The sequence below is a fragment of the Bacillus sp. 95MFCvi2.1 genome, from assembly GCF_000374965.1.
GTDB lineage: Bacteria > Bacillota > Bacilli > Bacillales > Bacillaceae_G > Bacillus_A > Bacillus_A pseudomycoides.
Map to the genome: position 1 here is coordinate 104,756 of NZ_KB895694.1, position 14,378 is coordinate 119,133.

Annotated in this window: 13 protein-coding genes, 1 pseudogene and 2 other annotated features; of the genes and pseudogenes, 1 reads left to right on the top strand and 13 read right to left on the bottom strand. The window is 34.4% G+C overall.

Going from position 1 to position 14,378, the window contains the following annotated elements:
• Positions 1 to 38: 38 nt before the first annotated feature.
• The 8 genes from C568_RS0109455 to C568_RS0109490 form a co-directional block, all read right to left on the bottom strand.
• Positions 39 to 695 (bottom strand): YkyA family protein, encoded by a 657-nt coding sequence (locus C568_RS0109455; protein ID WP_006094574.1) that lies wholly within the window; start codon positions 693 to 695, stop codon positions 39 to 41.
• A 17-nt stretch (positions 696 to 712) separates the two neighbouring features.
• Complete coding sequence (locus tag C568_RS0109460; RefSeq protein ID WP_018781344.1) at positions 713 to 1,534, bottom strand: peptidoglycan-N-acetylglucosamine deacetylase; 822 nt, start codon at positions 1,532 to 1,534, stop codon at positions 713 to 715.
• A gap of 277 nt (positions 1,535 to 1,811) precedes the next feature.
• Positions 1,812 to 2,810, bottom strand: a complete 999-nt coding sequence (locus C568_RS0109465; protein WP_003197007.1) for an LCP family protein — start codon at positions 2,808 to 2,810, stop codon at positions 1,812 to 1,814.
• A 273-nt stretch (positions 2,811 to 3,083) separates the two neighbouring features.
• Positions 3,084 to 5,393 (bottom strand): glycoside hydrolase, encoded by a 2,310-nt coding sequence (locus C568_RS0109470; protein ID WP_018781345.1) that lies wholly within the window; start codon positions 5,391 to 5,393, stop codon positions 3,084 to 3,086.
• 184 nt (positions 5,394 to 5,577) lie between these two features.
• Positions 5,578 to 6,492: a homoserine kinase gene (gene thrB, locus C568_RS0109475; RefSeq protein WP_018781346.1), complete on the bottom strand. Its 915-nt coding sequence runs from the start codon at positions 6,490 to 6,492 to the stop codon at positions 5,578 to 5,580.
• A complete protein-coding gene (thrC, locus tag C568_RS0109480; RefSeq protein ID WP_018781347.1) occupies positions 6,489 to 7,547 on the bottom strand; it encodes a threonine synthase in 1,059 nt (352 codons plus the stop codon). Before thrC ends, thrB begins: the two co-directional genes overlap by 4 nt.
• Positions 7,540 to 8,835 carry a homoserine dehydrogenase gene (locus tag C568_RS0109485; RefSeq protein ID WP_018781348.1) on the bottom strand — a complete coding sequence of 432 codons (1,296 nt, stop codon included), beginning with the start codon at positions 8,833 to 8,835 and terminating at the stop codon, positions 7,540 to 7,542. Before C568_RS0109485 ends, thrC begins: the two co-directional genes overlap by 8 nt.
• 156 nt (positions 8,836 to 8,991) lie before the next feature.
• Positions 8,992 to 9,225: a binding site (T-box leader), on the bottom strand.
• A 115-nt stretch (positions 9,226 to 9,340) separates the two neighbouring features.
• Positions 9,341 to 9,574, bottom strand: a binding site (T-box leader).
• A gap of 472 nt (positions 9,575 to 10,046) precedes the next feature.
• Positions 10,047 to 10,685: a pyridoxamine 5'-phosphate oxidase family protein gene (locus tag C568_RS0109490; RefSeq protein ID WP_003196998.1), complete on the bottom strand. Its 639-nt coding sequence runs from the start codon at positions 10,683 to 10,685 to the stop codon at positions 10,047 to 10,049.
• A gap of 89 nt (positions 10,686 to 10,774) precedes the next feature.
• On the opposite strand from C568_RS0109490, the gene C568_RS0109495 reads away from it, so the two are divergent.
• The gene (locus C568_RS0109495) at positions 10,775 to 11,389 is read left to right on the top strand and encodes an NUDIX hydrolase (RefSeq protein ID WP_003196996.1); all 615 of its coding nucleotides are present in this window, start codon (positions 10,775 to 10,777) and stop codon (positions 11,387 to 11,389) included.
• Positions 11,390 to 11,478: 89 nt separating this feature from the next.
• Here C568_RS0109495 and C568_RS0109500 read toward each other — a convergent pair whose 3' ends face one another.
• The 5 genes and pseudogenes from C568_RS0109500 to C568_RS0109515 all read right to left on the bottom strand — a co-directional run bounded on the left by C568_RS0109500 (position 11,479) and on the right by C568_RS0109515 (position 14,370).
• A complete protein-coding gene (locus C568_RS0109500; protein WP_006094567.1) occupies positions 11,479 to 11,823 on the bottom strand; it encodes an SdpI family protein in 345 nt (114 codons plus the stop codon).
• 181 nt (positions 11,824 to 12,004) lie between these two features.
• On the bottom strand, positions 12,005 to 12,850 hold the full coding sequence (locus tag C568_RS0109505; protein WP_018781349.1) for a peptidoglycan-N-acetylglucosamine deacetylase: 846 nt from the start codon (positions 12,848 to 12,850) through the stop codon (positions 12,005 to 12,007).
• 125 nt (positions 12,851 to 12,975) lie between these two features.
• Positions 12,976 to 13,848: an aminoglycoside 6-adenylyltransferase gene (locus C568_RS0109510; RefSeq protein ID WP_018781350.1), complete on the bottom strand. Its 873-nt coding sequence runs from the start codon at positions 13,846 to 13,848 to the stop codon at positions 12,976 to 12,978.
• Positions 13,849 to 14,003: 155 nt separating this feature from the next.
• Positions 14,004 to 14,099 (bottom strand): annotated as a pseudogene (locus C568_RS34165) (methyltransferase); the annotation flags it as partial.
• The gene (locus C568_RS0109515; protein ID WP_016114534.1) at positions 14,089 to 14,370 is read right to left on the bottom strand and encodes a HesB/IscA family protein; all 282 of its coding nucleotides are present in this window, start codon (positions 14,368 to 14,370) and stop codon (positions 14,089 to 14,091) included. The pseudogene C568_RS34165 and the gene C568_RS0109515, both read right to left, overlap by 11 nt.
• Positions 14,371 to 14,378: the final 8 nt, after the last annotated feature.

The window sequence follows — 14,378 nt, forward strand, 5'->3', positions numbered from 1 at the left end:
AGGATTTATGTCGGTTTTTTAATTTGGATTTATATACTTTATTTTTGTTCCTTAACCTTGATTTTCGCTTCCTTATAGAATGCTAGTTTTCCTTCATTATACTCTTTTGTATATCCATTAAACTTCTCTTTTTCTTTTTGCATTTCTTCCGTTAATTGATTTACAGCTTTCACTTTCTCACCGATTTCTTTTAACTTTGTTTCTTTTACTTTTAACTTCGCATAAAGTTCTTTTTCAATCGCCATTGATTTCACATAGCTTTCGTTCATTTTTTGAAAAGCATCATAACGATTCTTATAAGATTCTTCTACTTTTTTCGCTTGTTTTTGTATTTTTTTATCTTCAATTTTCTCTACATTACTTTGAACTGAGTTCGTCTCTTTCTGTGCTTTCTCTAATGCATCTTTTTCATTTTTTAATATTTTTTCACGCTCGCCCACATTTAAAACTGCTTGGTCTAATTTTTGGGCAACAGCTTCATTATGCTCTTTTCCTTCTTTTATAATTTGAGCATATAATTCCTGGCCTTGTTTTTCCAACGTCTCTAATTTTTTCGCATCTTCAAACAATGACTTTTCTTGTTTAGCTGCGTTTTCAAATGCAACAAATAGATTTTCTTCTGGCTTTTCGCCAAAACAACCTGATAATAATCCTACTGATAATGCTCCAACTAGTGCTAATTTTCTATAACCCAACTTCTTTTCCTCCTATGTTACATACGTTTGTCATGCCAAAAATTCAACGGGAAGTGATCACCTTCATGATACGCTTCAAATTCATAACCTTTTTCTTTTAACCCTTTTATAATTGCCGGTACTGCTGCAACAGATTGCGGATGAATATCATGCATTAAGATAACTTCTTTAGGATTCGTTGCACCCGTAATTACATTTTCAACAATTTTTGCTGAAGCAGCATCAACAGGCATTTTATTATATTTCCAATCTAAAGAGTCAATCGTCCAATCCCAAACTTTTAAGCCATCTTCTACTACTTTATTACGAAGCGCTTCATTTAAACCAGGCATAGAACCGTACGGAGGACGTGTTAATTTCGGAAATTCTCCAATAATATTTGCTATTAAGCCTTGATCTTCTTTCATTTCATTCACATACTCGCCATTTGTATACAATTTTTTAAAATCATGTGTCATACTATGCATACCCACATAATGACCTTCTGCTTTCTCACGCTTTACTAAATCTGCAAATTGTTTTACATTTGCACCGATTAAGAAAAATGTTGCTTTCGCATCATTTTGTTTTAATATATTAAGTAGTTCAGCCGTATATTTTCCTGGCCCATCATCAAATGTAAGGTAGGCAACTTTTCTAACTTGACCATTAAATTGACTTGGTGCTGTTTTATTCATCTCCACTTTTGACTGCTCACTTGCAAGCTGTATAGAATTCGCTTGATTTGCTACTGCCCTAGCTGGTGATGTGACTGATTGAAACATAAAATACCCCACTGCGATCGCAACAACAGCCACTATTGTGACTACAATGCTTTTTACATTAAATACATTTCCCATTCTATTAAATTCCTTTCTATTAATCTTATATAATTCTTCCATTCATATTAGTATATCTATTCAATTTCTTTTCAATCTTCTAAAATGAACATTAACAAACTGTATACAAAGGAAGTTTTACCCTAATTCGTGTACTTCGTAATTCCTCGCTAACTATATATATGCATTTTATTATATATGTAAACATTTTTAAATAACTCCAATAATATTTTGATTTATTTAATACCCATATATATTATAAATCAAAAAAGGTTGGCCAGGCGCCAACCTTTTACAATTAGTTTCGTGCTGCTTTTGGCGTAACACCTAGATGTTCATTTAACTTTTTAGAAATGTCTTGCACATTTTTTTCATTTGGAATGTAGTAATAAATACCACCGATACGTTTATCCGTACCTTCTATTTGCATTTTCTCCATCTGTAAATCAGTTCCGGCCATATTTCTTGTAATGGAAAGCATATCATCAAATGTTAAGTTTGTTTTCATTTTGCTATCAACTGCATCTAAAAGGGGACCTAATTTACTAATCGATTGAACAGACATTGCTTTTTTCGCAATTGCTTCAATAACGAGCTGTTGTCTTTGACCACGCATTGCATCACTATCAATTTTACGAGTTCGTGCTAACGCAAGAGCTTGCTCTCCGTTTAAATGTTGGTAACCTTTTTCTAAATGAATCATACCTGCTTGATCTTTACTATCTTGTTCTGTAAATGCAACTGGTACATCCACATCAATACCACCAAGTGAATCTACAATTTTCACAAAGGAATCAAAGTTAAATTTCACATAATAGTCAACTGGAACATTTAAAAATCTCTCTACTGTATCCCGTGTACTTTCAACTCCACCAAATACATGGGCATGCGTAATTTTATCCAATTTCTTTTTTGATGGAATATACACGCGAGAATCACGTGGAATACTTACTAATTTTACTGATTTATCATCTTTATTAATTGTTGCCAATAATAGCGCATCCGTACGAACAGCTTCTCCATATTGTCCTTTTCGAATATCACTTCCATCAACACCCATAATTAAAACAGAAATATTATCTTTTAACGGTTCAACCTCTTTATCGCGTTTAGTTGATTTCTCAATTTTTGCATACGCATCACTTACAACCGCATTTGCTTTATTATATAAAAACGAACCATATCCTACTCCACCAAAAATGAGTAGTAAAAATGGAATCAAAATGAACCACTTCACAGATTTTCTTTTAGAACGTTTCTTTTTACTTCTTGTGTTTTGTTCTAATTCAGAGCTCATGTCTATTCTCCTCTCCTTCTCTTTTCCTAGTATACTCCATGTCTATCAATCTTCATATTGAATTTCATTTCATTCACCTTACATTTTTGTAAGGTTTCGTTATAAAGAAGTAAAATCAATATGTATTTCATTTCACATTATACTCTCGTGTTGGATTTTAACAAGACATCAAATGATAATTTCAAAAAATTTACAATTATTTTGTATACTAGTAAAAAATCCCCACCAGTTTAGCACTTTCGTTACCATACCAGTGGGAACCTGCTACATTTATCACTGTTTATTTATTTCAGGTTTGTAAATCATTTTCTTACCTTCGTCAAAAATAATAGCCGATTTTGCAGGTATTTTTGTATCTTCTGTTTTTACATCTTGATCAGAGAAGTTTACAATTACTTTTATGTCCTTTCCATAGGAAGCTGTTTGCACAAGTTTGTCTTTTGAAAGATATGCAAAATTCGTCATCTCTTCTTTTACTGCTTTTTTATGAAATGCTTCCCATGTTTTTAAATGATGTGTAATTTCATTTTTATGCTTCTTCCATTCAACTTCATCTAAGTGATATAAAGGAGGAACGTTATACAATAGTTCATATAACATACGATTTCCGACTTCATCTTTTACCTTCAAGCTACCCCATTCCCAATGATGCGTTGTAATGACAGAGTCATTGTACACTAATTTATATAAAGGTATTGAATACACTGGGTTTAAGTACACTTGTTTATATTCTTCCTTCACTGGTACTTGTTTTACATACTTTTCTGGAACATTTTGATTTGGCGACCAGTAACCCCCAACATAATATGGACTTGTCTTATTCTTTCTCATATCTTCATCGGCCCATTTAATAACGGGTGTTTCAATACCATGTGCAAAAGCAATCACTTGACTTGCAAAATCATTTCCACCCTCAGAGCCAACAACCATACCTTTTTCTTTCGCTATATAATCCATTCGTGCTAAACGTGCTTTTAAATCTTGTTCTTGTGTTGTAATATGTTTTGGAGAATAATCATCATAAATTTCCCCTGTGGCGTCACAATCAATAAACCATGAATTAAATGGGGTACCATTATTTAATATGCCACTAACTCGTTCTTTCACACTAGGCAAAGATAATGTCGGATTTAATTTACGACCTTTTCCTAGAAATCCTTGTATTTTCTCACCATTTTTTTTGGCAACCGTTGCATCTTCAAATAGTGAAGGATCTTTAAAGGAAGCTGTATTCCAATTTTTATCTCCTTTTTCATGAATGGAATGATAAGAATCATATGGACCAACTAAATATCCTATTTTCTCAGCTAGCTTCACAAATTCTGGTTGAATGAATCCTTGTTCCCAGTTCGGCAGTCCAATCCATGCATGTTCAATACCAGCTTCATCCATCTCTTTTAATACATTCGTTCCATCTGCACTACCCCATTTGTCAACATCCTCAACTGCATCACCAAGTGTTGATTTTAACAAATGTTTATTTAAATTATACAATTCCGTTTCAGTTAAGTGATCTACGCCTTTTTTCAATAATTGATTTGCCTCATCATCAACTTTCGGAAACATATCTTCTTTATAAAACTCCTTCATTCCCAATACTTCATTTATATAACGTAAAACAATATTTTTCTGATACTTATCAATAAAATCTTGCTTATTAATTTGATCAAATACATTTAATTCGCCAGGCTCTTTACTATATTTTTGAATCAGTTCTTTCATCCACCCAAATATAGGACTATTGATTTGTTGTCTTAGTTTTGGCCAATCTACATTACTTTGCGATAAAGCATTTTGATTCCAAAAATAAAAGTGAGCTGCTCCGTATAACTTTTCAACTTCTTTATTTTGTTTTGCTTTCTCTTGTAATGTTTTAAATTCACCTTTCTCTACAATATTATTCTTATACAATTTTGCAATATTTACCGCATCATTATCAGTCACATACAGTTGAAAACCGTACGATTTATTTTTGTTAATACTCGGAAATTCATGAGTAAAATCAAATCCAATTTTCGGATCAGAATGAAATTCAACTTCATTATTAAACATATTGTTTGCAACAAATACCATGGAATATTTCGAACCATTTAACGCAAAAAATTTCATTGAAAATGATTCCGCAAATGAATACGTTTCATCCTTTAAGAATTTCTTCCAATTTTCATCATTGCTCGGAATATACTTACCTTCCCATAAAGGAAGTGTATAATTTTCAGCTTGTACTTTTGGCCAAGTAAAGCTTTCTGCACCTGTAGATTCAATCGCAATATCTACATGATCTTTTTTCTTTTCTAAATTCACTTTTATTTTCTGATCAGGATATTCCCATGATGTATGTGTATCATCTTTTTTCAACTTTGATACTTTCATTTTCGGTAAAGGCTGTGATGCTTGCTCCTTCACTCCATCATGGTCTATTGTTAAAGCAAACGTTTCTGGATTAACCTCATACGTAAAATCTTTATATGTTACTTTTTTTGCTTTGAATTCCTGTGAAACATTTTTTTGTTTCCAATTGCATCCCGTCAAAGCCGTAATTGTCATTGTTGTAAGAAGACATATTGTCATCATTTTTTTCATCTTCTGCACCTCCACCACTGAATATATAGGTGGTTTGTTACAGGAATATGGCAAAGAGCATACAAAAAGAAGCCTGTCTCAAAATTCTTGTATTACGGTCGTTACTACACCAACCTAAAACAAGAAAAGAGTTCGACTCCTTTATGTCTATTATATAAGAAACTTCTCTTCTTTAATCCCTTATCTATATACTATACTTCTCTTCTGTTCTACCAGCACTTTGTTCCCTTTTCACAACTGTTCCTTCATGATCAATTTCTAGCTCACAAACTTGCATCGCCGGAAATACTTTTGCTAATTGTTCAGCAACTTCCTCGCGTTTTTCATATGGAGTCAATATAAAAAGAGATGGACCAGCCCCACTAAGTGCTGTCCCATATGCTCCAAACTTTTTCGCATACATCCGAACTGCGGGTAAAAATGTAACAAGCTGTGAACGGTATGGTTCATGAAATTGATCTCTTTCCATCATTTCACCAACAATTTCCCACTTCTTTTGGCATAACGCTGCTACTAAAACATTGCTGACTGCACTTGCACGAACAGCATCATGAAACTGAAATATTTCTGGCAATACAGAACGACTTTTATTTGTATTTAATTCTTCATCAGGAATAAGAGAGATTACACCTAATTCTTTACTCTCTATTCTAACAACAGATACATGATTCCCATCCATCGCGCCAATAACAGTACCTCCTAAAATAGAAGCAGCTACATTATCAGGGTGTCCCTCAAAACTTGTAGCAAGATGAACTTTCTCATCTGTTGTTAAATGTAATTCTCCAAGTTCATTGGCAAGTTCTATTCCTGCTACAATCGCTGATGCGCTGCTCCCCAATCCTCGCGTAAGTGGAATATTACTAGTAACTTCTATTATATAGGAAGATAACGAAGGACATACTTTAAGTGCTGTACTTACAATTAAGTTTCTCTCATCATTTGGGATAGAAGAATCGAATGAATGTATAACATGCCAATGAGCTGATTGTTCCTTCACAGCCACTTCCAAATATAATGATAATGCTATTCCAACAGAATCAAAACCCGGACCTACATTTGCCGTACTAGCTGGAACACGAACTTTAAATGGAATCACGAAACAATCACTCCTTTAATATGTTCTTTTATTTGTTCCATATCGTTTGAAACACTTGCAATCTCTAAGTGATTAGAGGCAATAGCAATATCAGGATCTTTTAAACCATTTCCTGTTAATACAGCAACAACTGTCTCTCCCTTTTTGATTTTCCCTGCTTGAACATGTTTAATTACACCTGCTAGAGAAGCACTTGACCCTGGTTCTGCAAAAACTCCTTCTGTTTTTGCTAGCAACTGATAGGCACTTAAGATTTCTTCGTCTGATACCATATCAATTTCACCGTTTGATTGCTCTGCTGCTTCTACAGCATAGGACCAGCTTGCTGGATTACCAATACGAATTGCAGTTGCGATTGTTTCGGGTGAATCAATGACATGACCTTTTACAATTGCAGCTGCTCCTTCGGCTTCAAAACCGTGAATTCTAGGTTTCTTGAATCCCTTTTCTTTCTCATATTCACAAAAACCTTTCCAGTATGCCGTAATATTCCCTGCATTTCCAACCGGAATAGCAAGGACATCTGGTGCTTTTTGCAACTGATCACAAATTTCAAACGCAGCTGTTTTTTGTCCTTCAATTCGATATGAATTAACAGAGTTTACTAATGTAATTGGTTCTTCATCTGCAATCTGACGTACAGCTCGAAGTGCGTCATCAAAGTTTCCTTCAATTGAAATAATCTCTGCTCCATACGCAATAGCTTGTGCTAATTTCCCATGAGCAATTTTCCCTTCTGGTATAACGATAATACACTTCAGCCCAAGACGAGCAGCGTATGCCGCTGCCGCTGCTGATGTATTACCTGTTGATGCACAAATAATTGCCTGTGATCCTTCTTCTTTTGCTTTCGCAACTGCCATCACCATCCCTCTATCTTTAAAAGATCCTGTAGGGTTAGCACCTTCATATTTTCCATACAAATGAATCCCTAATTCTTTAGAAATATTCAGAAGTGGAATGAGTGGTGTATTCCCTTCCATCAAGCTTACATCTGGTGTATTGTCATTCACTGGTAAATAAGAAGCATATTGTTTTAATAATCCTTTATACATATTGTTTTTCCTCCTCAATAGCGTAATAACTTTTTATTTCATTTGCTACATTCTCTAGTAATGTTAAAACTTTTTCGAATTGGTACTTTGAAGTTTGATGCGTCACAATCACAATTTCCGCAAGCTCTTGATTTAATGGAAGTTGCACAATTTCTTCTAAGCTAATCGATTCATTGACGAAACATTCTGTAATTTCCTGAAACATCCCTGGTTCATCACGTAATAAAATGCGTAAAAAATATTTCGAGACAACTTCTTCATCCCCTTTTAGTGTATAAGGCACTGACTCTTTTAACACACCTTTACTTTTCACTATTTGATTCATATTTTTAACGATTGAAATAATATCACTTACTACAGCAGATCCTGTTGGCAATTTTCCAGCCCCTGGCCCATAAAACATAACTTCACCAACCGCATGACCGTGTACATATACAGCGTTAAATTCGTTATTCACACTGGATAATGGATGCTGACTCGGTAATAAAGTAGGTGCTACGCTTAAATTAACAGCTGAACCTTGCTTCTCCGCTTTCCCGACTAGCTTCATAGTAAAACCTAGCTTCCCAGCCATTTCTAAATCTTCTTTTTCTATATTTCGAATACCTCGAACATGTACATCATCTAAAGAAACATTCATCGAAAATCCTAAGTTTGCAAGAATAGCTACCTTTCGTGCAGCATCCAGCCCATCTACATCTGCTGACGGATCTGATTCTGCAAAGCCTAGCTTTTGAGCTTCTTGAAGCGCCTGTTCATACGACCAACCATTTTGACTCATTTTTGTTAGTATATAATTCGTTGTGCCATTTACAATTCCCATAATCTTTTCAATATGATCAGAAGCTAAGCCGTCTACTAGTCCTCTTAAAATTGGAATTCCTCCAGCTACACTTGCTTCATAATACAACTGACAACCATTTGCATTCGCTAATTTTAACAATTCATTACCGTATACAGCCATTAAATCTTTGTTTGCAGTTACGACATGTTTCTTATTACATAACGCCCTTATAATAGCCTGTTTTGCTTCTTGAATTCCACCCATCACCTCTACTACGATATCAATATTGGGATCTTCTAAAATTTCATCTGCATCATTTGTTATCATGATTCCATCAATTGAAACATCTCGTTCTTTTTCCACATCACGTACTGCCACTGCCTTTACCTTTACTTCATATCCTGTATCAAGACTTATTTTCTCCTTGTGATCTTCCAAAATATGAACGACACCGCTCCCTACTGTTCCAAGTCCTAATACTCCAACATGTACTACATTGCTCATTTTTTAATCTCCTCCTATTTTTTAAACTACTTGACCATTATCTTCTTCCTATTTGCGCAGTTAATGGTGATTCTCGTTCGGATCACTCGTTTCACTCCACTGCACCTCCTTTCAATTCAGTAATACATTTTATAAAAAAAACACACTCATCCCTATAAAAGGGACGAATGTGTTTTCGTGGTTCCACCCTTGTTCCAATCCAAATATACATTCGCTTCGGATTGCTCAAGATCAGATAACGGCTGAAACCGTCAATAATTACTAGATTACTCGTTCACTATTGAAGTTCAAAGGTGGTAAGATTATTTCTCGTGTTAGGAAGCTCACAGCCTTTGGCCTCCCTCTCTGCAAACCGTAAAAATTATCTCATGTCCTTATCACTACTTTTCGTTCATATCTATTTGTTAAATTATTATACGTACATATCATACAAAAGCAAGGAATATTTTTTATATTTTTAATTTTCGAATATTAACTTTGTATAAAAAAACACACTCATCCCTATAAAAGGGACGAATGTGCTTTCGTGGTTCCACCCTTGTTCCAATCCAAATATACATTCACCTCGGATTGCTCAAGATCAGATAACGGCTGAGACCGTCAATAATTACTAGATTACTCGTTCACTATTGAAGTTCAAAGGTGGTAAGAGAAGTCCCCGTGTTAGGAAGCTCACAGCCTTTGGCTTCCCTCTCTGTAAACCGTAAAAATTATCTCATGTCCTTATCGTTACTTTTCGTTCATGTCTATTTGTTAAATTATTATAATTACGAAAATCCGAAAAATCAATCCCGTTTTTGAGAAAAAAATCATACCTTTTATTTTCCACAAGATAATTACACTTTTATAACTTATTTCAAGATAATAATTTAAACTACTAAAAAAATGATTAAACCTACATAATTACCTTTTTAAATTTGAATTCACATAAAGTGAAACTTTAATCAGTGGGGGTTTTCTTCATCCCCCACTGATTATTAGCCCTCACCAATCGGGCTTTTACGGGCAGTTCATCCCCCTTCTAACTTCTTTGCTTTTCCAAATTTTGAGGTGGGGGTCTTACTGCCCGTTAATGCGGGATAAAAATATCAAGTAAAACAATTATGCTTTTGATTTTAAATACTGATTACCAATAGAATGAATGCTCTTTAGATTCCTAAATCATTAATTATATTTATATATTTTATCAATCAATGTACTATGCAATATTTTCAATATAATCTTTTTGTATAACTTTCTTCTAAAGAACGTGCGACTTCTTCTTCATTTGCATTTACTTTTGCATGATCAGCAAGCATTTTTGCTGCTGATGGTAATGCTTCTTTTTCTAACCAAGAATCTGGATTCCATAATTCAGAACGTATAAATGCTTTTGCACAATGGATGAAACACTCCTCTATTTTTACAACGATTCCGAGAAGTGGATTGCGACCCCTTACTTGCATTTTCTCTAAAATCTCTTCGTCTTTTGTGATAGTTGCACGCCCATTTATCCGTAATGATTCTCCAAGCCCTGGAATAAAAAAGATAAGTCCCACCCGTGAGTTAGATAAAATATTAAGGATAGAATCCACTCTCCGATTCCCCGGTCTTTCTGGAATTACAATTTGATTTTCATTTAAAACATATACAAATCCAGGTGCATCCCCTCTTGGTGATGCATCACAATGACCAAATTCATCTGAAGTAGATATTACTAGAAAAGGAGACTTAGATAGAAATTCACGACAATGATAATCGAGTGATGGGATCACTTTTTTCACCGCGCGTTCACTTGGATATCCTAAAATAAGACGTAATTCTTCTTCTGTTGAAATGAGCGAATTTATTTTTTTCTCGCCTAGTCCCATTCCATATACACTCCCTACTTAATTATCGTTATTTTCCCAAAATTACATACATTCATTGTATAATAAACTATGCAGAAAGGGGAATATCAATGGCAGAATGGTTAACGATATTTGATACAGAAGGAAACAAAATTGGAAAAAAACTACGTGATGATGTACATCGTGACGGTGATTGGCACGAAACATTCCATTGTTGGTTTGTAGAAAAAGATAATGAAGACATCTTTCTACACTTCCAATTACGTGCTAAAAACAAGAAAGATTTCCCAGGAAAATGGGATATTACATCAGCGGGACATATTATGCATGATGAAGATGTACGAATAGGGGGTCTTCGTGAAGTAAAAGAGGAATTAGGACTTTCCTTTCAAGCTACTGATTTAGAGTACAAAGGCATTTTTAAAATCAACCATGAAATCCCGCATTTCATTGACCGTGAAATGTGTCATATGTATTTTCATGCTGTTACAAAACCACTTCCATTTGCTCCAGGTGATGAAGTTGAAGATGTAATGAAAGTAAATGCGACTTCTTTTTTACAGCTTTTAAAAGGAGAAATCTCATCTACAACAGGCATTCCAGTTTTAAACAAAAGCGCTAAATCTATTACAATAACATTTGAAGATATTTATCCATATGAGCTTGAATATTATGAATTTGTCGTAGAAAAAGGACGAGATATGCTAAAAATCAATAACTTCTAAAATTTAATTGACCCCCACTTAAATAGTGCAGGGGTCAAAACTATTTGTACTTCCTTAATAGAACAGCTTGAAAATTTCACAAGTAAAGTTTATTGTTTCTCCAGTACCTTTAATTTCTTCTCCACCCGTATAAACAAACGAATGATTAATACTATCATAAGGATTAAAATAGCAATCATTGTATGTGGGTACCAAAATAGCAATCCGATTAAACTTCCTATTAAAATCATTAAAAGTCCATTTTGTTTCATAACTTCAGCGCTATATTGATTTCCAACATCCCACAAATCTTTATTTTTCATTGATCGCTTTGTTCGATATCCATATACTGCGTTAATATCTGTTGGTGGATTTTTTTGCAATATGAGTGCGGATAGTATAAATATAATACCGATTAACAAGCTCATTCCTATATTTACAAGCGCATATGTCATCTTATTCCCTCCACATCCACACACATATTTTCAAACTTATTTGTCAGTTTATAGTTTTATTATACAACAAAAACCAATCGAAAACCTATATTTTCCAAAAACAAAAATACACCACTCTTTTTTAAATGATGTACAAGCTGAATACAGTATTTTATATTTATAGGTCCACCTTATCGGTCATTTACTTTCTCTGTTTCGACGTATGAAACATGTTAGGAAGCGTCACGAAACGTGACCCTTTCGCTTTCAGTTCAGGAATGATTCGATCTAGCGCATCCACAGATCCTTGCAAATGTCCTCCCGGTGTAGAATGCTGGAGTATAACACTTCCTGGAAACGCATTCCCTAACACAGTATTTGTAACCTGCTCTGCACTTACTCCTTTCCAATCAACTGTATCTACACTCCATTGTACGATCATAAAATTCTGTTCTGTCGCCCAATCTAATTGTTTTTCACGTATTTCACCATAAGGCGGACGTATAAACTTTGGTGCATACCCTATCAACTTCCGCAATATCTCTTCCGTTCTTACAATTTGATTACGATATTCTTCATCACTTACTTTAACTAAATTTGGGTGGTTATACGTATGATTCCCAACAGTATGACCCTCATTTGCAATTCGTTTTACTACATCAGGATATCTTTCTGCATTTTCACCAAGAAGAAAAAAAGTAGCTTTCACACCATAACTTTTTAACTTATCTAGTATTTGCGGAGTAAATACAAAGTCTGGTCCATCATCAAATGTAAGGGCAACTTCCGCTTTATTATATGGACCAGAAAATGCATAAGCATATTTTTCAACCCAAGAAAAAGGTGTCCACGAGCCTCTATCTTCTTCTGCACCTTGAACCTCATTCTTCAAACCAGCATTTAGCAAATCAGGCGTTACACTCAAATAGTTTTGATAATAAAATACATTTGAGTATGGCAAATAAGAATACATATTATATAAAGGCGTATTACGTTCTGAAACCCATTGAAAAGGAGTTAGTATCTCTGATGGATAAAAATAATGCATAATTAATAAAACCTCCCTAAAATTTTATATGCAGTTCATTCTTATTTTGTCAGGATGATTCATGTTCTTGAACAGAAATAAGACCGTCCCATTTTGGAACGGTCTTATTTCTATCTATCATATACTTAATAAATTGTTTGACTATCTTTTGGTAAAGATCTCACATGTTTTAGATAGCTTGTTACTCTAGCATCGTCACCTTGTGGATATTCAAAACTAAAATATCTAGCAATTCCGATTGCAGTTTCCCTAAATAAATCCCCCATTACAAAGAATGACTTCCAAATATTCTCATAATCTGCATTTGAAAATGTCTCTATATATTGTTTCCACAAATCATCCTCAAGATATTGTTCAAAATACTTCCCAAACTTTCCGGCGTTTACTGTAAAATTTGTTTTTATCCCAATATGCCATTCTAGCATTTGCATCAGCATATTTCGAATAGGACCTTCAAGCATTCCTTTTACATAAGGAAGTTCTTCTCTCCACAACCCTTTTGCTACATTTGTACTACACCACCAAAACTCATTACAGCAATCTGCAAATTCTTTTGCTGTTGGCCTTTTTATACAGTAATCCGAATCATTTGCTGGTGGAAATGGCTCAATAGCACCATCTTTATCAAAAAGAAGTACACTCAAACTATCTCCACCAAGAATTTCATCTATTATTTCTACTGAAACTAAAGTCAAATCGATTCGATTCCCGTCTATAAACTGCATCAAATAAGGAAAGCTTCCATCCTCTTCGGGTGGAACTAAAGTGCTTTCTTCTGGCATTTGTACAATCATTATTTTTCCAAATCTATTTATCCAACTGTGATCAGATGTGAATGACTGTATATCTTTCACAACATATACAATATCGTAATCTTGAAAACAATCTCTCTTCACATTCGGATTCACACGAGAACCATTCATAATCACTGCACGAATACGCTCATCTTCTCTTGCTGCATTTAATATTAAACCCATCATTTCTTTTTCACTTCTCATATTTTTATAGCCTCCAAATTTTATTAGTGCATTGTACTGCATTCATTTTGGAGGAGCACGAGAAGAGTTCCCTGTTTTCCATCCATGTTATAACATATCAAACATTTTTTATTTCCCCCTCCTAGTCTAGTAGATCTATAATTGGCATCTAGACCTCATCCTTCTGTTACAAGCGCAATTACAAATCCATCATACCCCTTACTCCCTACAGTTTGGATCACAGTAGCAGTAACACACGGTTCAACAGCAATTCGATCCGCCACTTATCACAAGACCTGCACCTTGTTGATCTTCTACATAGTCTAGTGTCAATGTATTTACAATTTCAACAACCTTTGGATCCATGGCAACTTCAATACCATTTACTGTTTCTGTTACATCATTTTCTTGCGCTTCTCCTAAATTAATACCGTAGCTTGGTCCACAGCATCCAGCACCCTCAAATGTAAAACGTAGTGTTGAAACACCGTTTTCTTTCATAGCACTTTCAATAAACTCTTTTGCTTTATCTGTAATATTCATTTTCATTT

What these genes read in the sequence shown, in the direction of transcription:
- C568_RS0109460 (WP_018781344.1), bottom strand. Translation starts at nt 1,534, where the DNA reads ATGGGAAATGTATTTAATGTAAAAAGCATTGTAGTCACAATAGTGGCT.
- C568_RS0109465 (WP_003197007.1), bottom strand. Translation starts at nt 2,810, where the DNA reads ATGAGCTCTGAATTAGAACAAAACACAAGAAGTAAAAAGAAACGTTCT.
- C568_RS0109470 (WP_018781345.1), bottom strand. Translation starts at nt 5,393, where the DNA reads ATGAAAAAAATGATGACAATATGTCTTCTTACAACAATGACAATTACG.
- thrC (WP_018781347.1), bottom strand. Translation starts at nt 7,547, where the DNA reads ATGTATAAAGGATTATTAAAACAATATGCTTCTTATTTACCAGTGAAT.
- C568_RS0109485 (WP_018781348.1), bottom strand. Translation starts at nt 8,835, where the DNA reads ATGAGCAATGTAGTACATGTTGGAGTATTAGGACTTGGAACAGTAGGG.
- C568_RS0109490 (WP_003196998.1), bottom strand. Translation starts at nt 10,685, where the DNA reads ATGGGACTAGGCGAGAAAAAAATAAATTCGCTCATTTCAACAGAAGAA.
- C568_RS0109495 (WP_003196996.1), top strand. Translation starts at nt 10,775, where the DNA reads ATGGCAGAATGGTTAACGATATTTGATACAGAAGGAAACAAAATTGGA.
- C568_RS0109500 (WP_006094567.1), bottom strand. Translation starts at nt 11,823, where the DNA reads ATGACATATGCGCTTGTAAATATAGGAATGAGCTTGTTAATCGGTATT.
- C568_RS0109505 (WP_018781349.1), bottom strand. Translation starts at nt 12,850, where the DNA reads ATGCATTATTTTTATCCATCAGAGATACTAACTCCTTTTCAATGGGTT.
- C568_RS0109510 (WP_018781350.1), bottom strand. Translation starts at nt 13,848, where the DNA reads ATGAGAAGTGAAAAAGAAATGATGGGTTTAATATTAAATGCAGCAAGA.
- C568_RS0109515 (WP_016114534.1), bottom strand. Translation starts at nt 14,370, where the DNA reads ATGAATATTACAGATAAAGCAAAAGAGTTTATTGAAAGTGCTATGAAA.